Origin of the sequence: Planococcus lenghuensis (assembly GCF_001999905.1) — a bacterium.
Classification (GTDB): domain Bacteria; phylum Bacillota; class Bacilli; order Bacillales_A; family Planococcaceae; genus Indiicoccus; species Indiicoccus lenghuensis.
In genome coordinates, this window is sequence record NZ_CP019640.1 from 578,013 (window position 1) to 599,548 (window position 21,536).

The 21,536-nt window shown below is 51.5% G+C and carries 23 protein-coding genes; 17 read left to right on the forward strand and 6 right to left on the reverse strand.

What is annotated here, in order from left to right:
• Positions 1–32 precede the first annotated feature (32 nt).
• Both B0X71_RS03125 and B0X71_RS03130 read right to left on the reverse strand, forming a co-directional pair.
• A complete protein-coding gene (locus tag B0X71_RS03125) occupies positions 33–1,415 on the reverse strand; it encodes an alkaline phosphatase (RefSeq protein ID WP_077588075.1) in 1,383 nt (460 codons plus the stop codon).
• A gap of 288 nt (positions 1,416–1,703) precedes the next feature.
• Complete coding sequence (locus B0X71_RS03130; protein WP_408634132.1) at positions 1,704–3,071, reverse strand: alkaline phosphatase; 1,368 nt, start codon at positions 3,069–3,071, stop codon at positions 1,704–1,706.
• A 394-nt stretch (positions 3,072–3,465) separates the two neighbouring features.
• Here B0X71_RS03130 and B0X71_RS03135 point away from each other — a divergent pair, with 394 nt between their 5' ends.
• Positions 3,466–3,816 carry a hypothetical protein gene (locus B0X71_RS03135; protein WP_077588077.1) on the forward strand — a complete coding sequence of 117 codons (351 nt, stop codon included), beginning with the start codon at positions 3,466–3,468 and terminating at the stop codon, positions 3,814–3,816.
• Between the two features lie 54 nt (positions 3,817–3,870).
• Here the strand turns inward: B0X71_RS03135 and B0X71_RS03140 are convergent, their stop codons facing one another.
• Positions 3,871–4,077 carry a hypothetical protein gene (locus tag B0X71_RS03140; RefSeq protein WP_077588078.1) on the reverse strand — a complete coding sequence of 69 codons (207 nt, stop codon included), beginning with the start codon at positions 4,075–4,077 and terminating at the stop codon, positions 3,871–3,873.
• Between the two features lie 226 nt (positions 4,078–4,303).
• Between B0X71_RS03140 and B0X71_RS03145 the strand changes: the two genes are divergently transcribed.
• The 10 genes from B0X71_RS03145 to B0X71_RS03195 all read left to right on the forward strand — a co-directional run bounded on the left by B0X71_RS03145 (position 4,304) and on the right by B0X71_RS03195 (position 15,685).
• The gene (locus tag B0X71_RS03145) at positions 4,304–4,909 is read left to right on the forward strand and encodes a CadD family cadmium resistance transporter (RefSeq protein ID WP_077588079.1); all 606 of its coding nucleotides are present in this window, start codon (positions 4,304–4,306) and stop codon (positions 4,907–4,909) included.
• Positions 4,910–5,484: 575 nt separating this feature from the next.
• Positions 5,485–6,396, forward strand: coding sequence for a methylisocitrate lyase (gene prpB / locus B0X71_RS03155; protein ID WP_077588081.1), 912 nt, complete (start codon positions 5,485–5,487; stop codon positions 6,394–6,396).
• Between the two features lie 110 nt (positions 6,397–6,506).
• Positions 6,507–8,147 carry an ATP-binding protein gene (locus tag B0X71_RS03160; protein ID WP_077588082.1) on the forward strand — a complete coding sequence of 547 codons (1,641 nt, stop codon included), beginning with the start codon at positions 6,507–6,509 and terminating at the stop codon, positions 8,145–8,147.
• On the forward strand, positions 8,144–8,830 hold the full coding sequence (locus B0X71_RS03165; RefSeq protein ID WP_077588083.1) for a response regulator: 687 nt from the start codon (positions 8,144–8,146) through the stop codon (positions 8,828–8,830). Before B0X71_RS03160 ends, B0X71_RS03165 begins: the two co-directional genes overlap by 4 nt.
• Positions 8,831–9,082: 252 nt before the next feature.
• Positions 9,083–10,057 (forward strand): tripartite tricarboxylate transporter substrate binding protein, encoded by a 975-nt coding sequence (locus B0X71_RS03170; RefSeq protein ID WP_077588084.1) that lies wholly within the window; start codon positions 9,083–9,085, stop codon positions 10,055–10,057.
• A gap of 36 nt (positions 10,058–10,093) precedes the next feature.
• Entirely contained in the window at positions 10,094–10,543 is a 450-nt protein-coding gene (locus B0X71_RS03175; RefSeq protein ID WP_077588085.1) for a tripartite tricarboxylate transporter TctB family protein, read from the forward strand.
• Positions 10,544–10,555: 12 nt separating this feature from the next.
• A complete protein-coding gene (locus tag B0X71_RS03180; protein ID WP_077588086.1) occupies positions 10,556–12,052 on the forward strand; it encodes a tripartite tricarboxylate transporter permease in 1,497 nt (498 codons plus the stop codon).
• A gap of 15 nt (positions 12,053–12,067) precedes the next feature.
• Complete coding sequence (tcuA, locus tag B0X71_RS03185) at positions 12,068–13,588, forward strand: FAD-dependent tricarballylate dehydrogenase TcuA (protein WP_408634133.1); 1,521 nt, start codon at positions 12,068–12,070, stop codon at positions 13,586–13,588.
• A gap of 95 nt (positions 13,589–13,683) precedes the next feature.
• Positions 13,684–15,063 carry an SLC13 family permease gene (locus tag B0X71_RS03190; protein WP_077588087.1) on the forward strand — a complete coding sequence of 460 codons (1,380 nt, stop codon included), beginning with the start codon at positions 13,684–13,686 and terminating at the stop codon, positions 15,061–15,063.
• Between the two features lie 133 nt (positions 15,064–15,196).
• Positions 15,197–15,685: an immunoglobulin-like domain-containing protein gene (locus B0X71_RS03195; protein WP_077588088.1), complete on the forward strand. Its 489-nt coding sequence runs from the start codon at positions 15,197–15,199 to the stop codon at positions 15,683–15,685.
• Positions 15,686–15,927: 242 nt separating this feature from the next.
• Here the strand turns inward: B0X71_RS03195 and B0X71_RS03200 are convergent, their stop codons facing one another.
• On the reverse strand, positions 15,928–16,686 hold the full coding sequence (locus B0X71_RS03200; RefSeq protein ID WP_077588089.1) for a class I SAM-dependent methyltransferase: 759 nt from the start codon (positions 16,684–16,686) through the stop codon (positions 15,928–15,930).
• Between the two features lie 98 nt (positions 16,687–16,784).
• Here B0X71_RS03200 and B0X71_RS03205 point away from each other — a divergent pair, with 98 nt between their 5' ends.
• The 3 genes from B0X71_RS03205 to B0X71_RS03215 all read left to right on the forward strand — a co-directional run bounded on the left by B0X71_RS03205 (position 16,785) and on the right by B0X71_RS03215 (position 17,897).
• The gene (locus B0X71_RS03205; protein ID WP_077588090.1) at positions 16,785–16,985 is read left to right on the forward strand and encodes a hypothetical protein; all 201 of its coding nucleotides are present in this window, start codon (positions 16,785–16,787) and stop codon (positions 16,983–16,985) included.
• Positions 16,986–17,044: 59 nt separating this feature from the next.
• Entirely contained in the window at positions 17,045–17,368 is a 324-nt protein-coding gene (locus B0X71_RS03210; RefSeq protein ID WP_077588091.1) for a YnfA family protein, read from the forward strand.
• 265 nt (positions 17,369–17,633) lie between these two features.
• On the forward strand, positions 17,634–17,897 hold the full coding sequence (locus tag B0X71_RS03215; RefSeq protein ID WP_232336832.1) for an NIPSNAP family protein: 264 nt from the start codon (positions 17,634–17,636) through the stop codon (positions 17,895–17,897).
• Between the two features lie 54 nt (positions 17,898–17,951).
• Here B0X71_RS03215 and B0X71_RS03220 read toward each other — a convergent pair whose 3' ends face one another.
• Positions 17,952–18,281, reverse strand: a complete 330-nt coding sequence (locus tag B0X71_RS03220; RefSeq protein ID WP_077588092.1) for a hypothetical protein — start codon at positions 18,279–18,281, stop codon at positions 17,952–17,954.
• A 199-nt stretch (positions 18,282–18,480) separates the two neighbouring features.
• On the opposite strand from B0X71_RS03220, the gene B0X71_RS03225 reads away from it, so the two are divergent.
• Entirely contained in the window at positions 18,481–18,723 is a 243-nt protein-coding gene (locus B0X71_RS03225) for a hypothetical protein (RefSeq protein WP_077588093.1), read from the forward strand.
• 64 nt (positions 18,724–18,787) lie between these two features.
• On the opposite strand, the gene B0X71_RS03230 is transcribed toward B0X71_RS03225, so the two are convergent.
• On the reverse strand, positions 18,788–19,537 hold the full coding sequence (locus B0X71_RS03230; protein WP_077588094.1) for an SDR family NAD(P)-dependent oxidoreductase: 750 nt from the start codon (positions 19,535–19,537) through the stop codon (positions 18,788–18,790).
• A gap of 241 nt (positions 19,538–19,778) precedes the next feature.
• On the opposite strand from B0X71_RS03230, the gene B0X71_RS03235 reads away from it, so the two are divergent.
• Positions 19,779–20,285: a pyridoxamine 5'-phosphate oxidase family protein gene (locus B0X71_RS03235; protein ID WP_077588095.1), complete on the forward strand. Its 507-nt coding sequence runs from the start codon at positions 19,779–19,781 to the stop codon at positions 20,283–20,285.
• A gap of 188 nt (positions 20,286–20,473) precedes the next feature.
• The gene (locus B0X71_RS03240) at positions 20,474–21,496 is read left to right on the forward strand and encodes an alpha/beta hydrolase (protein ID WP_156889784.1); all 1,023 of its coding nucleotides are present in this window, start codon (positions 20,474–20,476) and stop codon (positions 21,494–21,496) included.
• Positions 21,497–21,536: the final 40 nt, after the last annotated feature.

Genomic DNA, 21,536 nt, shown 5'->3' on the forward strand with positions numbered 1-21,536 from the left:
ACAAGCCGGCGGGAACCGAGAGTAAATACGGATTATTTATCAGTGATCGTAACGTCAGCTTTCAATAAATCAAAGATCAGTTTCGCTTGGTCGGTGTTATCCAAATGACCGGCGAAATTGTCGCTCGACGGGCCGTATGCATAGACGGATACATCTTCACCGGTGTGGCCGCCTGTCGTCCAGCCGGTGAATGTGCGCGCATTGTAAATCGCTTCAATGGCGTTATCAACAGCCCGCAGATCGTTTTTCGCTGCTGCAGTTTCAACGGAACGGATCTCGGCCGCTGTCACTTTGAAGCCGCTATAAGCTTCGAGTGTTTCACCCACGCCTGCACCATTAATGATGCGCTGCGCCATGAAATCCGGTGTGCGTTTGGCGCCTTCAATGATTTCACTTAACCAATTGTACTGACCGGCTGCGCCCATCGAGAAGCCGCCTGTCGAATGATCAGCGGTTGCAATGACAAGTGTATGCTTGTCTTTTTTCGCGAAGTCGATCGCTGCCTGGAAAGCCAGTTCAAAATCTTCCATTTCACTCATCGCGGAGACGATATCGTTATCGTGTCCGGCCCAGTCGATCTGGCTGCCTTCCACCATAAGGAAGAAACCGTCTTTATCCTGGCTCAGGCGGTCAAGTGCAGAAACCGTCATGTCTTTCAAAGAAGGGGTGTCTGCGTCGCGGTCAATCATTTTCGGCATGCCGCCCGGCGCAAAGAGACCGACGACTTGTTCGTTATCGTCCGCAAACAATTCCTGCTTGCTGTCGACATAGCTGAAGCCGTCCGCCTGGAACTCTTTTACGAGGTTCCGGTCTTCACGGATCAGCAGGTCAGTGCCGCCGCCAAGAAGAACATCCACTTTATGTTCACCGTTAATTAATTCATCAAAATAATCATCCGCGATGCCGTTCATGTTCCGGCGGCTTGGGTCATGCGAGCCGAAGGAAGCAGGGGTTGCGTGTGTGATTTCAGACGTTGCCACGAGACCGGTCGCTTTTCCTTGTTCTTTGGCTGCCTCCAGAACCGTCTTCACTTCGGATTTATCGTTATCAACGGCAACCGCGCTATTGTATGTTTTAATCCCAGCGGCCATGGCGGTCGCTGCTGAAGAGGAATCGGTGATATTTTCGTCCGGGTCTTCCGCGTACGTCATCTGCATGCCGACGAGGTATTCATCCATCGCTGTCCGTTCGACGAGCTTCGTCGTCGGATCATCTTTCAAATACCGGTAGGCGGATGTGTAGGAATTGCCCATTCCATCCCCGATCAGGAAAATCACATTTTTGACTTTGGCGTTGCTGTCAGCCTGTCCGCTTTTTGCTTGTGCGTCAGCTGCGGCACCGAAAATTCCGGCGAATGAAATGACAGAGATGGCCGCGAACGGGATCAATTTCTTCTTGAATGAATGCGTGGTCATGAAATCACTTACCTCCTGCTTTATATATAATAAATCTTTATAAATTTAACCGTTATTCTGAAAAAATAATAGATGCGGAAAGTAGGGGAAAGAGAAGCGAAAAACAGATGGCAAAATCCTATGGAAACAACAGCGGGCATAGGAAAACGAATTTAAGTGAGTGGAAAGTAACTGAAAGCTGAGAAAGAGAGGGGAGAAGCGGTTTTTAATGAAATTTTCAGTTTTAATGGACGAGGAAATACCCGGCTGCATCGCTTGGATGCCGCCGGGTTGGATGGCTTGCTGAGTTTATTCGTCGGTGATGTCCGCATCAGCGCCCAGCAGCCGAAATAATTTTTTTGCTATATCCGTATTATCAATGTGACCGGCAAATTGCGTCCGACCCGGTCCGGCGGCATAGACGGGCACATCTTCACCGGTGTGGCCGTCAGTCGTCCAGCCGGTATGCGAGCGGGCGTCGAAAATGGCTTCAATGGCATCATCTGTCGCGCTGAATCCCTCGGTGCGCGCGGCTTTGCGGACGGCGGCGATTTCTTCCGACCGCAATTCAATTCCGATATACGCATCAAGTGTTTCTTGAACGTCAGCTCCGGTCAAAATCTCCCGGGCGATGAAGTCAGGCGTACGCCGTGCCGTCCGTACCGAATCGCCGTCCCAGTCATAGTAACCGTCAGCGCCAACGGATAAGCCGCCGACGGAATGATCCGCGGTCGCGATGACGAGCGTGTCGCCGTCTTCCTGCGCGAAATCGATGGCCGTCTGGAATGCCTGCTCGAAATCCGCCATTTCGCTCATCGCTGCGACGATATCATTATCATGCCCGGCCCAGTCGATCTGACTGCCTTCGACGAGGAGAAAGAAACCGTCATCGTCCCGGCTCAGCCGCTCGATCGCCGACTCGGTCATTTCCGCAAGCGATGGCACATCATTCGTCCGGTCAATGCTATACGGAAGGCCCCGGTCTGCAAACAACCCGACCACACGGCTGTCGCGGTTTTGCCGCAATTCCACCCGGCTGTCCACATAGCTATAGCCGTCTGTCTGGAATTCCTCGACCAAATTGCGGTCGGACCGAATCAGCAAATCCCGCCCGCCGCCAAAAAGCACATCGATTTTATGGGCACCATCAATCCGGTCGTCGTAATAATCGTCTGCGATCGCCCGCATGTTCTGCCGGTCGGCGACATGCGCAGCAAAAGCGGCAGGGGTGGCATGCGTCACTTCCGAAGTGACGACAAGTCCGGTTGCTTTCCCTTGGGCCTTAGCGGCTTCCAGCACCGTCTGGACCGCGGACCGGTCATTGTCGACGGCAATGGAGCTATTGTACGTTTTCACACCTGCCGCCATGGCGGTCGCCGCGGCGGCAGAGTCAGTGACATTCGCTTCCGGGTCATCGGCATGCGTCGACTGCATGCCTGTGAGATACGGATCAAATGCGGTATCGTCGACAATCGCTGTACGCGCATCATCCTGCAAATAGCGGTACGCTGATACATATTCTATCCCCATGCCGTCACCGATGAGAAAAATGATGTTTTCCGGTGTTGTATAAGTGTAGAAGTTCCCGGACTCTTCCGTTTCAGCAGCCAGGTTTATAGTTCCCGGACAAGTGAGTGCGGCGGCATTTATGAGCAGCAGCTTTTTTCCGAGTGACATGCCCATCGTAGGTCTCCTCCTGAAATGCAATGTGTTTAAAATCATCGATGTCGGGAGAAACAAGGCAGGCAGCAGCATTTATCAATAAAAAACGATCCGCCGGTCATGTCACAGACCGGCGGATCGTCCTTAAAGAATTCAGGTGGGGTTACTTATTTTTACCCCGAAATGCACAAGCGCAATCCCATTTTGAAATAAGAGCAGCAACTGGTTTGAGATCGATTGAGCCGACGTTCAGAGCCGGTAAAGTCCTGTTGAGGGAGACGGAAGCGCTCCAAGAACAATTGGGGGGATGATCGGATCTTCCGGCAATAAATCCTATGTCCCATACTAATATTTTAAAAATTGTGTTAAATTATTCTTAATAAAAAGAGGCCGGCAGGAGGTGAATACAGTGGGCCGGACGACTGAGATGGCCTTAGGCGTATTTGGCGGTCTGTTTGGGTTTGCAGGGGCGATGATGGCATTGTTTATCGGAATGGCGGAATTCGTTTTCACAGGTTCCAGCCAATTGATTGCAGCGGGAGCCAATGCGCTCGTCTTCAGTGCATTGGCCGTCATCGGCGCCGTGATGGTTGAGATACATGCGAAAGTTGGCGGCGGTTTGATGATGGTCAGCGGAATTTTGATTTTGCCTGTGCTGGATCTGTTCGGTGTAGTGCCTGCATTGCTGCTGGTGCCGGCAGGCGTAATGGGCATGGTGCGGAAAACGAAGCCGGAACTTCCCAAAAACCTGGCCGCCTGACCGCTCACGAGCCGTAATCAGGGAAACTGCATTGAGCCAAGGGATCAATTCGGATCATAAAAAGAGCGGACGCACAGCGCCCGCTCTTTGTCCGTTCCGATCTGACCGGCCGATGGTTGTCTGATAGCTCAGCGGGCATATCCGGGGTATTTCCGCTGTCCGGCAGTCGATCGGGGCCGCGGCTGAGCGGCCGAGCCGACTCCATCTCCCAATCCACGTCGACATCAATCCAGCGCCTGCGAGACCAGACGCCGGCTCCACATCGCAGACCCCCCTTTCGGTAAGACAGACCCCATCCAGTCCGGGGGGATGGATGGTTACCTTTATCGTAGCAATCATTTCGGAATCGCGACTTGACCGGGATCAAGTTTTACATCCAAAAGCAAAGCTTCGTAAATCAGCGGCAATTGCGCCTTCAAGAAAGATTGCCGTTGTCCTCTGCGGGTAAATACAGGGCAACAGCATCTTCCGGAAGGAGGGATGAGTTGTGCTGACGACGGTCATCTCTGCAGTATCAGCTTTCATTGCAACGAGCATCGATTACATCTTTATCCTGGTCATTTTGTTCGCGCAGCTCAAGAAAGGCAGCGCTAAACGCATCGTCATCGGCCAGTACTTGGGGCTGACCGTGCTCGTGGGCGTCAGTGTGCTTGCCGCATACGGACTCGCGTTCATCCCGCAGCGCTGGATCGGATTTCTCGGGCTGATCCCGATTTACCTGGGATTCGATGTGCTGTTGAATAAAGACGAAGACAACGAGGATGAAGACGTGCTCGAATCGGTCGGCCGGTTCCAGCACGCCGCGATCGGTGTGATGATTCTGGCGCTGGCGGCCGGCGGGGACAATCTCGGTGTCTATATCCCCTATTTCACAACGCTCACCGGCGGGGAATTGGTCGCTGTCCTGGTCATTTTCTATGCGCTGACGGGCGCGCTTTGCTACCTCAGTTATAAATTGGCGAAAATCGGCGCCGTATCCATCACGATTGAGAAGTATGAACGGTTCATTGTCCCTGTCGTATTCATTGCGCTCGGCCTCATGATTCTGAACGAAAACGGGACATTCGAGCTGATTGCGGGCTGGTTCAGCTAAAAAGAGATTTGGGGGTGACCCTGTGTCAGAAACAATTCACCCTCGATTGGCAGGCATTCAAGCTTAACGTGCACTCAAATAGTTTTAAAACCCACTCAGCCAATTTTAAAACGCACTCAAAAGTTTTTAATGAACACTCGACTGACCTTAAAACGCACTCAAAAGTTTTTATTACGCACCCAATCGATTTTAAAAAGCAATTATTGACCCAGACGAAGGGAATTGAATGTGACCCTGTGTCAGAAGCAATTTAGGATTAAAGTGCACTACACCCACTCAGAAGGTTTTAATGTTCACGCAGCCGATCTTTGAACGCACTCACTGACTTTCAAAATGATTCCACACCTCCACAGGAAAAACACGTCCCGCAGGTTTCTTGGCTGCCGGACGTGTTTTCGTGTTTCACGCAAAGCATAGGGGTACGATTCATTCAAAATAAGAGAACCCGAAGAAGATAAAAAAGTGCTAAACTGAACAAGGATATCCATGCCGGTTGAATGATCGCATTGGATGAAGAAATGGAATGGGTGCAACCAACGTCAACGTGGAAGAGCTAATGAAAAGGGGGACTTGGAATGACATGGCTTGTCAATGAACCGATCGGGCAAAAAGAGCTGGCTGCCCGCTTCAAAGAACTGGTCGATGGACCGGACATTCTGCAAGTGGCCGGCGCGCACGACGCAATGGCAGCGCTTGCAGCAAAGCAGGCGGGATTCAAGGCGCTGTATTTATCAGGTGCTGCCTACACCGCGAGCCGGGGGCTGCCGGATCTCGGCCTGTTGTATTCCAATGAAGTGGCCGACCGTGCCCGCGATATTGTCCGGGCGACGAATTTACCGCTTCTTGTTGATATTGACACAGGATACGGCGGTGTCATCAACGCAACCCGCGCAGCCCGTGAAATGGTGGAAGCCGGCGTGGCGGCCGTGCAGCTGGAAGATCAAGTGCAGCCGAAGAAATGCGGTCATTTAAATGGCAAGGCGCTCGTGCCGACAGAAGAAATGGTGCACAAGATTCAAGCGATCAAAGCGGCCGCCCCGGGTTTGATTGTGGTGGCCCGCACGGACGCATATGGCGTGGAAGGCATCGATGCGGCAATCGAACGGTGCACGGCATATATAGCTGCCGGGGCGGATGCGTTGTTTCCGGAAGCGCTTCAAAGTGAAGCGGAGTTCCAGGCTGTGAAATCGGTGGTGGATGTGCCGATTCTGGCCAATATGACCGAATTCGGCAAGACACCTTACTTCACAGCGCAGGAGTTTCAGCGCATGGGCTGCGATTTTGTGATTTATCCGGTCACATCGCTGCGGGTTGCGGCAAAGGCCTATGTCCGGGTATTTGAGGAAATCCTGACCGCCGGCACCCAACAAGGCCAGCTAGAGAATATGCAAACCCGAAAAGAGCTGTACGAGACCATTGAATACGAGAAGTACGAGCAGCTCGACCGAAAGTTGGCAAAGACGAAAATTGAAGATTATCACGGCTGAACACCAGCCAATCTGTACACTGCCCGCAATGGACCAAACGAATATAAAATCGGCGGTGGGACGGCAATTGCGCCGTACGTTATCGTTCGAATGGGAATAAGAGGCTTGCTATGATGAAGAATAAAAACAAACGATTTCTGCGCGTGTCCATTCAGTTGAAAATCCTCGGTCTGGTCATTTCCCTGCTCCTGCTCATTGTCGGTATTCTGACCGCCACGTTCATCTATTTTGATTATCAGGAAGGAATCGACCGGGCGGAAGAAGTCGCTTCACAGACGGCTAAAACGCTGTCTTATATGCCCGTTGTCCAGGAGACGCTCATGACAGGAGACCGGATGGCAGATACGGCACTCGTTGTTGAAAACCTGCAAAAAGATACGAAAGTGACCGGCATTGTCATCAGCAGCCGGGACACCGCGATCATTGAACAGGCACCGGAACGCGTGACCGACCGTCTGGCCCGCGCTCCTGAGGAGAACGAAGCGCTCGTATTCGGCAATAGTTATGTCGTGTCCATCGGCGAAGGAGCGGACCGGCTGCTGGCAGGTGTCGCTCCGATTTACGTCGATTATGGAGACTACTTGAAAGTGGAAGGGACCGTGACGGTCATTTTTGAAATGAGTGTCATTTTCGAGAGTCTTCTGAGGGGCATGAAATTGATTTTCATGGCCGCGTTTATTGCGCTCGTGTTCGGCATTCTCGGCAGCTGGCTGCTAGCGTCTGATATCCGGCGGGACACACTCGGACTGGAACCGAAGGAAATTGCCTCACTGTACCGGGACCGGACGGCGCTGTTCCAGTCCATCCGGGACGGGCTGATCGGCGTTGACCAGGACGAGCAAATCACGGCAATCAATAAAGCGGCCAAGAAAATGCTGGATATTCACGAGTGGGTGAAAGGGAAATCGCTGAGAGAAGTGCTGGCGTCCGATTCGGTCTACGGGGCGTTCCACCAATTGGCGGAAAGAGGGACGACGGAATTCGAACACAACGGCAAAACACTTGTTGTCCATTCGGAGCCGATTTTCAACGATTCGAAAAAAGTCGGAACCGTTTTTAACATCCTGGACAAAACAGATATCCGGGAAATGGCCGTGACACTGACAGAGGTCAAGCAATATTCAGAAGACCTCCGTGCGCAGACCCATGAATTTAAGAACAAGCTCTATGTTCTGCTCGGATTGCTCCAGCTCGGGAAAACAGAGGAAGCGGTCACGTTCATCACGGAAGAGTCAGCCGGCCAGCAGTCGCAGGCGAATGTCATCCTCTCCAATATTTTGGATGAAAAAGTCCAGGCCATCCTGCTCGGCAAATCAGCGAAAGCCTCAGAGCAAAAAGTGAAATTCCAAGTAAGTGCCGACAGCACGCTGGAACCGCTGCCGGAAAGCATCGATCTGCTGCCGCTCTTGATCATCCTCGGCAATTTGATCGACAATGCATTCGACGCAGTCAAACAGCAGACAGACAGAGAAGTTTCCTTTTTCTCCACCGATATCGGGAATGATGTGCTGTTTGAAGTCACGGATAACGGGGCCGGCATTCCGCCGGACAGGCTTCCGCATGTCTTCATAAAAGGGTATTCCGATAAAGGAGAAGACAGGGGGTACGGGCTTTTTAATGTGGAGCAGGAACTGGAAAAGCTCGGCGGCGGGATCGAAGTGGAGAGCGAACCGGGCGAAGGCACGACATTTACGGTTTATATTCCGAAAAAGCAACGGGAAACAGAAAAACGGAAGGGGGAAGCAGGATGATTCGTGTGGCGATTTCTGAGGACGATTTTCGTGTCGCTCAAATCCATGAAGCATTTTTGAAAAAGATCAGCGGGGTTACCGTAGTCGGGAAAGCGGTCAACGCCAAGGAGACACTTGCGCTTCTGGAGACGGAACAAGTGGATCTCCTCCTGCTGGACGTTTTCATGCCGGACCGCCTCGGCTCTGATTTGCTGCATGAAATCCGGCTGAAGCATCCGGAAGTGGACATCATCATGATTTCAGCGGCACAGGAAAAGGAATTTATCCGAAAAGCGATGAATTATGGCGTGTTTTATTACTTGATCAAACCGGTCCAGCTTGAGCAGTTTAAAGAAGTGATGGAGCAATACAAGGAAAAGCGCCAGCTGCTGGACAGCAATGAAGAAATCGCACCTGACATGATTAAAGAATTATTCAATCAGCCCACGAAGGATAGCCCGTTGGATGACCAGCAGGACTTACCGACCGGCATCAATTCCATCACGCTCCGGAAAGTCATCGAGCTGATTGAATCCCATCAGGAAGGGCTGACGACCGACATTGTCAGCCAGAACCTGGGCGCTTCCCGGACAACGGCAAGACGCTACCTGGAGTATCTGGTCGGCAAAGGACTGGTGAACGCGGAAAGCGTGTACGGCATCGTCGGCAGACCCGAAAGAAAGTACTATCCGGTCAAATCCTGAAAATTGCATAGCTCTGTGACTGCAGCGGATCCTGTGCCCTCCCGGTAAAATGGGGGGCATGGGTTTTTGTGTGTCTGGTGCAATATTGTTTTTTTATTGGCGTTAAAGAATGGTTTTAATGAACAAAATGGCATTAAAAACTTTAAAATTATTAAAATTGGAAACGTTTACATTCTGAATATTTCAAGTCTATGATGAGGGCAGTCTTATAAATCACTTTAACCAGGCGAAAAAACAAAAGGAGTGAATGACATGAAAAAAACAATGTTACTGGCTGCCTCAGCGCTTATCCTCGGTGCGTGTTCCGGAGAAGCAAGCAGCGAAGAAGAAACGTTCCCAACAGAAAATATCGAAATTGTGGCACCGGCTTCACCGGGCGGCGGCTGGGATCTGACAGCCCGCTCCCTAACGAAAGTGCTTGAAGACAATGAATTGGTGGATCAGTCGATCACCGTTGCGAATAAACCGGGCGGCGGCGGTGAAGTGGGCTGGCAGTACCTCAACGGTCAGGATGCACACACCTTGGCAGTTAACTCCAGCCTGTTGATCACGAATAACCTGCTTGGATCAAGCGAACTCACACACGAAGATTTCACACCGCTTGCGACACTGGCGACAGAATGGCAGTCGGTTGCAGTGCCGGCCGATTCGGAAATTGACAATGTAGAAGAACTGATGGAAAAGATCAAAGAAGATCCGTCTGCAGTGAACATCGGCGTAGGACCTGCCCTCGGAAACGATGACCACTTATCGTTCGTACAGGCTGCCCGGGAATTCGGCGTCGATCCGAAACAGCTGAACTTCCTCGTATATGAGGGCGGCGGTGATGTATTGACAGCGCTTCTTGGCGGACATGTCGATGCGGTGACGACTTCACTTTCTGAAGTGAAAGACCAGCACCTGGCAGGCGATGTAAAAGTGATCGCGATTTCTTCGCCTGAACGGCTGCCGGACATTGAAGATGTGCCGACATACGTTGAACAAGGAATCCCGGTCGAATTTCCGCATTGGAGAGGTGTCATGGGACCACCGGATATGACGGAAGAAGAAATTGCGTACTGGGATGAAAAAATCGGCGCGCTTGTAGAAACGGAACAATGGGCGACACTGCTTGAAAACAACGACTGGGACAGCTTCTATAAAGACAGCGCGGAAACATCGGAATTCTTTGAAGAGCAGACAGAACTCTATGAAGGCCTTGTGCAAGATGCGGGTCTCGGCGAATAAACCGGTAAATCAGCTGATGACGAGAGGAGTGGAAGTATGAAATTGATCAAATTGGGCATGCCGGTGTTTTTGGTCCTGCTGAGTATCGTATTTCTGGTAGGAACATATAATTTGCCGAAAGCGAAACTCGGCAATCCGGACGCACCGCTCTATTTCCCGATGGGCGTGTCGGTTCTCCTGCTCGTCTTCAGCATCATTTACCTGGTCCAGGAACTGAGACGAGCGAACGAAACGAACGAACAGATCGCTGAAATGCTCAGCGGCAGAACCCCGCTGCTGATCGGTGCAACGATTGCACTCGGCATTGGATACGCATTGATATTTGAATTACTCGGATTTTTGTTTTCAACCCTTCTGTTCCTCGGCGCGTTGTTGTTCGTCGTGAACGGACGGAAAAAATGGGTGGCGAACATTATCGTCACCGTCGTTTTCTCATTTGCATCATGGTACGCCTTCAGTGAACTGCTCGGCGTAAGTCTGCCATAGGAGGTTATGTAAATGGATGCTTTTTTAGAAGGACTTCTAACCTCACTGCAGCCGATCAATATCCTCTGGATTTGCGTGGGCGGTTTTCTGGGGACGATCGTGGGAATGCTTCCGGGTCTCGGGCCGGCTACAGCTGTAGCGGTCCTGATCCCGATTACATTCGGCATGGATGCGACCAGCGCCTTGATCCTGATGGCGGCCATCTATTACGGAGCCATGTACGGCGGCTCCAGAAGTTCGATTCTGCTTAACACACCAGGTGACGGCTCGGCGATTGCCGCAACGTTCGATGGCTACCCGATGGCTCAGAAAGGGCAGGCCGGACAGGCGATGGCGCTTTCCGCTGTCGCTTCATTCATCGGCGGCATTATTGCGACAATCGGTTTCGTAGCACTGGCAAAGCCGCTTTCCGCCTTTGCCATCCAGTTCGGACCGGCTGAATATTTCCTGCTGATGCTCTTGACGCTGTCAGCCATCATTTCCTTATCACTCGGCCGGATGGTGAAAGGGCTCATCGCGATGTCGCTCGGCCTGTTGCTCAGCACGATCGGCGTTGACACACAAACCGGCGTTTACCGGTTCACGTTCGGTATTCCGCATTTGAGTGAAGGGCTGGATTTCCTGATTGTCATCATCGGCATTTATGCGGTCGGTGAAGTGCTTTTCAATTACTTGAATATCGACAAGCAGAAAAAAGAGAAAAAAGAAGTCGGCAAGATCTGGTTTACTAAAGAGCAGTGGAAGCGGTCGAAATGGCCGATTCTCCGCAGCGGTCCGCTCGGCTTCATCATCGGCGTACTGCCGGGGGCAGGCGGATCCATCGCCTCGATGCTCAGCTACACCACTGAAAAACAAATCTCCAAAAAGCCGGAGGAATTCGGCAAAGGGGCACCTGAAGGATTGGCCGCACCGGAATCGGCGAATAACGCCGCATCTGTCGGCGCACTCATCCCGCTCCTGACAATGGGAATTCCGGGGTCCGGAACGACAGCTGTTATGCTCGGTGCCTTGATCATGCTCGGCATCCGTCCAGGCCCGCTATTATTTGAAAATGATCCAGGCATGGTATGGACGCTCGTCAACAGCATGTTCATCGGCAACATCGCTTTGATCATCATCAATATTCTACTAGTCGGATTGCTTGTCCGGATTCTGGACACACCGGCGAAAATTCTGTATCCGATCATTGTCATCCTGGCATTCATCGGTACCTACACGCTCGGTTACAGCACAGTCGATTTCTTCTTCCTGCTGATTTTCGGTTATTTCGGTCTGCTATTGAAGATTCTCGACTTCCCGATTGCGCCATTGATCCTGGCGATCATTGTCGGCGGGGATATGGAACAGAACTTCCGGATGTCGCTTGCATCATCCGGCGGCAGCGTCGGCATTTTCTTCGGCTCGACAATTGCGGTTGTGCTGGTCGTCCTGACTGTGTTGTCGCTGTTCTACCCATTGATTATCCAGTCGATTAAAAAATTACGGGGTGCAGGCCCTGCTGCTGACTGATAGAGAGGATGAATAATTTTGGTGAAGAAAGAACAGAACAATACTTACGATATCATCGTCGTGGGAGCTGGCAACGCGGCGCTGTGCGCGGCGATCGCCGGCAGTGAACAAGGAAGCAAAGTCGCTGTGCTCGAACGGGCGCCGAAAGAGAAGAAAGGCGGCAACTCCTTCTTCACGGACGGCGCCATCCGGGCGGCTTACGGCAACCTGGACAATATCCGGAAAATCATTCCGTCCCTTTCCGACGAGGAAGCGGCGAACACGGTGATGCCGGAGTATACGAACGAAGAATTCTACGGAGATATGATGCGGGTGACGCAAAAAGAGAGCGATCCGGAACTCGCCGGCACGCTCGTCAACAAATCGCTCGAGACGATTCTGTGGATGCGTGAGCAAGGCGTCGAATTCGAGCTCAATAAAGGCAATCAATCGTTCGTCGAAGAGGGCAAACGTCACTTCTGGGGCGGCCTGCCGCTGAAAACGAAAGAAAAAGGCATCGGCCTGATGCGTTCTTTATTCCAAAAAGCGGAAGAGCGGGGCATCGACGTCATCTATAACGCCAACGCCACGGAATTGATCACCGAAGATGGAAAAGTCGTCGGAGTCACGGTGGAAATCGACGGCACACCGGCCCAACTCCACAGCAAAAGCGTCATCCTTGCCTGCGGCAGCTTTGAAGCAAATAAACAACAGCGCCAGCAGCATATCGGCGAAGAATGGAATGCGGCGATCGTGCGGGGCACAGAATACAACACCGGCGGCGGCATCGACATGGCGCTCGCGGTCGGGGCGCAGAAATACGGTCAATGGTCCGGTTGCCACGCGATCGGGACGGATTACAACGCACCGAAAGTGGGCGACTTCAAAAAGCCGGGCGACATTTACAAAAAGCATTCGTACCCGCTCAGCATCATGCTGAACAAAAACGGGGAACGGTTCGTGGATGAAGGCGCGGATTTCCGCAATTACACGTATGCGAAATACGGCAAAGAAATTCTGAAGCAGCCGGGCCACGTGGCGTATCAGATCTTTGATTCGAAAGTGCGGCCGCTGCTCCGCGAAGAATATAACCTCGAGGAAGCAACGGCTTATGAAGCGGACACATTGGAAGCGCTCGTCGATCAATTGGATGTCGACAAAGAAGGCTTCCTCCGCACAATTGAGGAATACAACCGGAACGTCCAGGAAGGGGACTTCAATCCTTCCGTAAAAGACGGCAAAGGGACGGACGGCATCGTCCCTCCGAAGACGAATTGGGCGAACACCGTGGAAGAAGGCCCGTTCTATGCCTATCCGGTAACATGCGGCATCACGTTCGCATTCGGCGGCATTAAGGCGGATAGCGCAGGACATGTGTTGAACGGATCCGGCGAACCGATCGAAGGGCTCTTCGCAGCCGGTGAAATGATCGGCGGGATTTTCTATCACAATTACCCGGGCGGTTCCGGACTCATGTCAGGAGCGGTATACGGGAAAATTGCGGGCACATCCGCCGGTCAATACAGCAATGAAGCGAAGGATGCAGTCAGCAAATAAGCACCGCTGCTTCTAAGAAGAGCCACCAAGCGATTGGTGGCTTTCTTCGTTGGATCGCATCCGAATTTCATGTCGTCCGAAGGGGTCTTGTCATAATGAAAAAACACATTCTTTTTGCCATCGCCGCAGTCATTTATTTATTGATCATCCCGGGTTATGCCGACACGCCACTGGAATTGAAGGCGTTTGCGACACTCGTGGTCATTCAGATCTTATGGATCGGGCGGGTATTTCCGCTTGCGCAGAGTTCAATCATCCTGATCCTGATTTTGTCTTTCCATTTCTTCACGTATGAAGAAACGCTCAGTTACATCGCGTCGGATATCGTATGGCTCTTGTTCTCGACATTCATCATTTCGCATTCGTTCATCAGTACAGGATTGGCGGGCCGGATCTCCCTCGCGGTATTGCGCTTATCGAGAGGGTCCGGCAAATCGCTCGTCTTCATGTCGTACGTGCTCATGTTCCTGTTATCATTGATGATTCCATCGAACGTCGGAAAAGGGAGCCTTGTGGCGTCCGTCTTCGACAGCCTGCTAAAAAACATGAAACAGATCACGAACGTGGAAAACCTCGGCAAGAGCCTGTTTATCGGGATTTCCTACATCGTTGCGATTTCAGGGGCATTGGTCGCGACAGGCGCCAGTTCCACGATTTACACATTCGGCATTCTCAATGAAAACATCGACGGGCTGAGCTATTTGAAATGGCTTCTCTTATTCCTGCCGCCGATCGCTCTTTTTGCCGTTGCACTCGGCGGGCTGTCGCTGCTCATATTCCCAACCGAGAAAATCGACCAGCAGGCCCTCATCCGGGTTATGGACCAGGAAGCGGCGAACATGGGAAAACTGAGATTTCCGGAGAAGAAAGTCATGCTCATCATCGGCATCGTCCTCGTGCTGTGGAGCACGCAGCAGCTCCATGACATCTCCATTCCGCTGACGGGCATGCTCGGTGCCGCGCTGACAATCATGCCGGGCATCGGCGTCTGGACATGGGAAGAAGCGAGGAAATCGATCGACTGGGACATGATTCTGTTTTTCGCGGCGACAATCATGGTATCCGGAATGCTCGTTGAGACCGGCACGATCCAAGTGGCGGCGGACTTCCTGTTACATACTTTGCCGCTTGACCATCCGATCATCATTCTCGTGTTGCTCGTCTGCCTGACAGCTGCCGTCCGGCTGATCTTCGTCAACGTTCTCGGACTGTTGACGATTCTCCTGCCCCTTGGTCTGACACTCGGAGTTGCGCTCGAGGGGCTTTCGCCGGCCCTCGTCACGATGGCGCTGTTCCTCGCCGGCGTTCCGGGCTTTTTATTCATCACCCAGTCGCCGGTCCACTTAATCGCCTATTCATATGGGTATTTCAAAGAAAAGGACTTATTGAAAATCGGCGGTTATGCGCTCGTCGTCTGGATTGCGCTTGTCAGTATCACTGCCGGGTTCTATTGGCGGTTCGTGTTCGAATTGTAGGGGGAAGGGGGGGGATTTGTTTCTCTCCCTGTGTCACAAACAACTTCAGAACAATTCAGTTCCATCGCCGGATTTTCCTTGAACAGGAGAATCCGGTTTTTTGAAGAAGTAGATAGATAAGGGGGCGAGGCATATGAAGCGATCCCTGCTTCTTTTATTGGCGGCAATCGGACTCGTTGGCTGCACCGAGCCGGAACCGGAGCCGCCGACGATTGCGGAACCCGCTTCTGAACCGGGAAGGACGGAGGAGTTGCCGGATGAAGTGGCAGAAGGTGAGTTTGCAGCATGGATTTATACGGATCAGGAAACGTACAATTTGCCGGTCGAAGAAATTAAGGTGACCATTGAAAACGTCGGAGAAGAGCCGATGGTTACAGGTGAAGCGATGAGACTCGAGAAGCTGGAGGAAGGCGTCTGGATGCCGCAGCTGGCGGGAATGGAATTTACACAGGAAGCGTTGGATATTCAACCCGGGGAAACACTCATCGGGACAGTGCCGATTGATTTCATGGAAGAACCGCTGACCGCCGGCGCGTACCGGGTGACGAAGAGAGTGGCGCCGAAATCCATGGATGCGCTGACCTTTCACGAGATCGCGGCGACTTTTGAAGTGACGGAATAATTGGGGGAGTCCCTGCACATGGCGTCAGGTGTTAATCGGCATTCATTTGTTTTTAAAGTGCATTCAATGGGTTTTAAAACACACTCACCCAGTCTTAAAATGCACGCAACCGGTTTTAAAGTGATTTCACCGTCCCACACAAAAAGCGCATCCGGCAGATTTTCTTTCTGCTGGACGCGCTTTCATTGTGCTTGATCGCTAACACATTCACTTATAACTAATCGGAATAAAATCAGTGAATCTCACAAGGTGGCAATCAAAATGAACCGGTGCTGCTGGACATCGAAATAGCCATGTTCCTGGATGCGCTGATGGATGCTGTACAGCTCGTCCAAATAACGGTCGATTTCGAATCCCGGCACTTGCCACGGAATGGCTTTCAAATAGTAGACGAGGGCGCCAATGTCGTAGAAACGCTGAACCGGAAACGCTTCCTGGCTGAACGAGACTTCCATGTCGATGTCCTGGAAATCCTGCACAGCCTGTTCCCATTTCCAATGTGTGAATTCCTCGTTCACCGGAACGCCGAGCGCGTCATTGATCTGATGGCAGTCATCACCGCCGACCTGCTGGGTGATGAACGTGCCGCCGTCTTTCAGGATGCGCCGGATCTCACTCGGTGAATAAGCCTCGTGGCGGTTCAGAATCAAATCGAATTGATCGTCTTCAAACGGCAGCTGCTCATCGTCCTGCACTTCCGATACGGTTACGCCGAGCGGCTCCAGCCGTTTTCGCGCGATGGGGACGTTCGGCGCATAGCCTTCTGTTGCATGGACTGTCTGCGGGAACGGCTGCAGCTTTGAGAGAAATTCCCCGCCACCTGTTCCCATATCGAGCATCGCTGACGATGCGCGGACATGCGGCAGTACGAGACTGCCGTATGACCATGGCAAAAGTTCCGTCTGCAGCCGGCCGGTATCCGAGACGAACGAAAAATCCCAGCCGGTGAACGGCTGTTTTGCATCTTCGATGTACGATTGGAACAATAAATCATCCTTCATTGAACACCCTCCAATCCCTCTGTTTCATCCATTGTACCGGAAATCAGAAAAGTTCAATAGCTCATTAATGGTAAACTGGAAGAAAAGGAGGTCATCACATGGTCATCCAACCGAATATGTCCCCCGCAGCCATCCAGGAGATCTGGCCGGAAACAGCAGGGGTGTTCAAGGCACATGGTGTTCCGCGCGTGAAAGAAGCATTGGAGACGTGCGTCAGACCGGAGCGGCTGCCATCGCTGCTTGCAGAACTGAACACTGTAGTCGGCAGTTCAGCCGCCACCTGTATCGGCGGGGGCTGACAAATGCCGACCAAAAAGGAATAGGTGATTCCTTTTAACTTTAGAAGGATGTGTAGTGGATGTATGCTCTGGTATTATTCATCATCGCGGGACTCGCGGAAATCGGGGGCGGTTATTTAATCTGGCTGTGGCTCCGCGAAGGCAAACCCGTATATTGGGGTGTGGCCGGCGGGATGGCGCTCGCATTATACGGAGTCATTGCGGCGTTCCAGACGTTCCCGTCATTCGGCCGGGTGTATGCCGCGTATGGCGGTATCTTCATTGTAATGTCCCTGTTCTGGGGATGGGGCGTCGATAAAAAGACGCCGGATCTGTACGACTGGCTCGGCGGCGCGATCTGCCTCACCGGCGTCTTCGTCATTTTGTTCGCCCCGCGCTCATGAGTGGCAGCAAGCCGATTGAATTTGTATTTTTAGAGCAGGAAATGAAAACAATGCGTTTTCGTTTCCTGTTTTTTGTATAAACATTTCAGGAATGGGTTGACCGTCAGTGGCACCGGTCCGCTGTCAAATTGCCGTGTGCGAAAAAAGTGCTGCGAGACAATTGCCAAAGGAGACGTGAAGCGATGATTTACCGCAGGAAAATATACCAGGTGAACCCGGATAAAATAGAAGATTCAATCGTCATTTCAACGAAAACCTGTTGCCGGTGCAGCTCGAGAATGGTGCCCGGCTCATCGGCAGGTGGATGACGCAGGAACAGGATGGATACATTGAAGTATTGGCGATCTGGGAATACGACGACCGCGATGCATTCGAACGAATCGAGGCGAGCGTACGGGCTGACGCCGAACACATGAAACGGGTGGATGACTGGAAAGAGAAGATGGGCGGAAAGCATAGCTTGCAGAACGTCTTTTATAACATCGAGCAGGATTTTCTGGAATCCACCGTTTCGGTACAGCAGGAATAATAGAGGAGAAGGGAGGCTCGGTCGACAGCGACCGGGCCTTTGCCTGGTCTGTCATCAAGCGCTGCAGCACTGTTCATGGAAATGGAAACCTTCACACGTCTCACAAAATAGTATGTCTTTAAAATACGCTTTCTTTACTTCCAGCTCAACCGACAGGCGGTTCGTCAGCATCGACCGCTCGGCATAATTGAGTCGCAGCACGTGGTTGTGTTCGGTATAAACACTCACCATGTGGCGTCGTTTCAAGTCATAGATGACGCGGTATGTATGGGAATCTTTCATAAATGCAATGAGGGCCAGCTGGCCATTCTTCACTTCTTTCACATCGGCTCTGTCATACAGCACACAGAATGCCACTTTGCTTGCGACTTTCGTATTGATCATAATCATCTCCTGTCTGTATGTTTAGTATAATCGAACACACGTTCTGTTAACAAGTACATTCATTCATTTGCCCCGAAAGTTATTAGAACCAGCAGACAATGGGTATGATAGTTTTTAAACCGCCAAAACGGGAAAACAATAAAAAAGGAATGGTTGACTGTGAAACCGGATAAGCAGACGAAGAAGGGAGGAATACGGAATGTCGATGTGGGGAGAAGAAAAAATCCAGAACGACAAAGTGCGGAACCATAAAGAAGGTGAAAGCATGGAAAATGACTGGAAAGATAAACAGAATGATCAAAGAAGAGAAAAGGAAAATCAGAGAGAGCACGAAGAAGCGGATAAGCATGACGACAAGCTCTTGAGCCGCTTGGTGCGTGGCAATGAAGAAGTGGATAACGGCACAAGCGCCTGGACAGCGACGGAGAAAAAAAGCCGATGAAAGCATAAAAGCAATAGGAAAAGCCCGCCGACCGGCGGGCTTTTCCATTAATTTTATACGAAGATCATTTCGTATTCGTGAAGCCGCCGTCAATGCGGATCACTTCACCATTGATGTATTCCGCCTTCGATGTCAGCAGGAACGCCACCAGTTCCGCGACTTCTTCCGGTGTGCCCAGCCGTTTTTGCGGAATGCCGGCTTCGGCGTTGGCTTTCATGTCGGGGTTGTCTTCAAAGAACGTCTTTACCATAGGCGTTTCCGTTGGGCCCGGGGCGATGGCATTGACACGCAATCCGTCTTTGGCGTACTCGGCAACCAGGCTTTTGGTCAGTCCGACGATTCCGTGCTTCGTGGCGGAGTAAGTGACGACTGAATCCTGTCCGATAACCCCGGCACTGGAAGCGGTATTGACGATCGATCCGCCGCCGTTCTTCAGCATCACTTCGGCCACATAACGCACGCCGTACAATGCGCCCATCAAGTTGATGCCGACGATTTTCTCGATTTCATCGATTTCAGTTTGGAGAAAATACTGGCCACTGCCTGAAATGCCGGCATTGTTGAAGAAATAATCGATTGTGCCGAAATGTTCGACCGTCTGATCGACGTATTTTTTTACTTCTTCCGCTTTTGAGACATCCGCATGGATGAAAATGGCGTCCGGCCCTAATTGCTTCACCAATTCAACCGTTTCAATGCCGCCTTTTTCACTGATGTCCACGACCGCGATATTAACGCCTTCTTTAGCCAGACGGACGGCTGCCGACTGACCCAGTCCGCTTCCGGCCCCTGTAATCACCGCTGTTTTGCCCATCATGAATTCCTCCTTCATTTTCAATGCTATTGGTTCCGATTCTTTCGTACAGTTTTATTATAGAGCCGCAAAAATTGAATTGAAAACATTCCATATCAAGCGGGCAAAAGCAGAACGGATTTTATTATCCACAAGATTCGCTATTCACGTTTTCGTTATATACTAACGGGTATATTAATGAGTGGATGCGCAACCCAGAAATCAGCAGAATCATTCATTTTTCACAAGGAGGACGATAAACATGGCAACACACGAACAGCTGAACCAAGAAGCGATCAAGACGGTCAATGATTTGATCAAAGACATTGAAGTGGCAATGTTTACGACAGTATCGGAAGGGAAGCTCGTGTCCCGGCCGCTGCAGACACAGGAAGCGGATTTCGACGGCACGCTATGGTTCCTGACGCTGAAAGACACCGTTAAATACGAGGAGATCCAGCAAAACCCGAACGTCAATATCGCGTATGCAGGAAAATCATACGTATCGGTCAGCGGCACGGCGGAATTCAGTGAGGATATGGAGCGGAAGAAAGAATATTGGAGCCCGGTGTTCGATAAACTGCTCGAGACGACGGTCGATGATCCGAATGTTGTCCTGATCAAAGTGACAGCTGAAACGGCGGAGTACTGGGAGGCCGGAAAACCAATGAAGATGGCGAAGAAATTTGTCAAAAAGCTTACCACCGATGAATCATTGGGTGGGGATAACGAGCTCAATAAAACCGTCGATTTCGATTCCTCCAATTAATCGAAGCGGTTATCATCCAGACCGGCTGTCCTGCAGTTTACCAGGCCAGCCGGTCTGTTCATGGGCGAAAAAAGAGAGAATCAGAAACACTTCCCGCCGTGCTTAAATTGTTTATAAAACGGGAAAACAGGAGTAGAACTGATTTTCTTCCTGAGTTATTCAAAAGCAGAGAAACTGTACAGATTGGAGTGTTCGTCATCAAACACCAGCTTAAAAATAGACGTACCGGCACTGCGGCGCTGGCAGGGACTGTAGCGGCAGTCGGCGGTTATTATGTTTACCGGAAACAGGCCACAAACCAGAGTGCTGCAAGCAAATGTATCGAAATCATCATGCGGCTGACCGGTGTGAAGATGGTGCTGTCCGACCCCAAGAAATTCGATAAATTTATTAAAACGAAACGGTTGGAGGGAGATAAGCCGTATTCCATCCCGAAAATCGTGCGGCTCAAGAATCCGGTTAAACGGATGGAGTACGATGATATGATCGTGTATAAACTGCGCCCGTCCGAGACAACCGGCGAACAGACGAGTGACCGGAAGCAAGTGCTTCATCTCCATGGCGGCGGTTATATTCTGCAGCCGCATAAAAGGCATTGGCATTTTCTCGATAAGCTGGTAAGACGGACCGGCTGGGAAATCACGATGCCCATCTATCCGAAAATCCCTCATCACTCCTACGAGGAAAGTTTTCCGAAAGTCCTTTCACTTTATAAGGACATGCTGAAAGAGACAGCGCCGGAAGACATTGTGCTATTGGGCGAGTCCTCCGGTGGCGGGTTTGTACTGGCGCTGGCCCAATTGCTCAAAAAGGAAGGGCTGCCGCAACCTGGCCGGCTCATCCTGATTTCACCGTGGCTCGATGCGACCGTGAGCGATCCGGACATCGCCGTGTTCGATAAAAAAGATCCGCTGCTCGCTCAGCATGGACTGAAAGGGCTCGGTGAATTATGGGCGGGATCGGATGACCCGAAGAACGAGCTCGCAAGTCCGATTAATGGAGACTTGCAGGGACTGGCCCCGATTACGCTGTTTACCGGCACGCATGATATTCTCCTGCCTGACGCGAGAAACCTGAAAGAAAAGGCGGAGAAGCTCGGTGTGGATATCGCCTATCACGAGTACCCGAATATGACGCATTGCTTTCCGCTTTATCCGATTCCGGAAGCGGACAAGGCGCTTGAACAGCTGATTTCAACAGTAGAGTCGTAAAAGACAACTTTAACGGAGGAATGGTTCTGCCGGTCGGCAA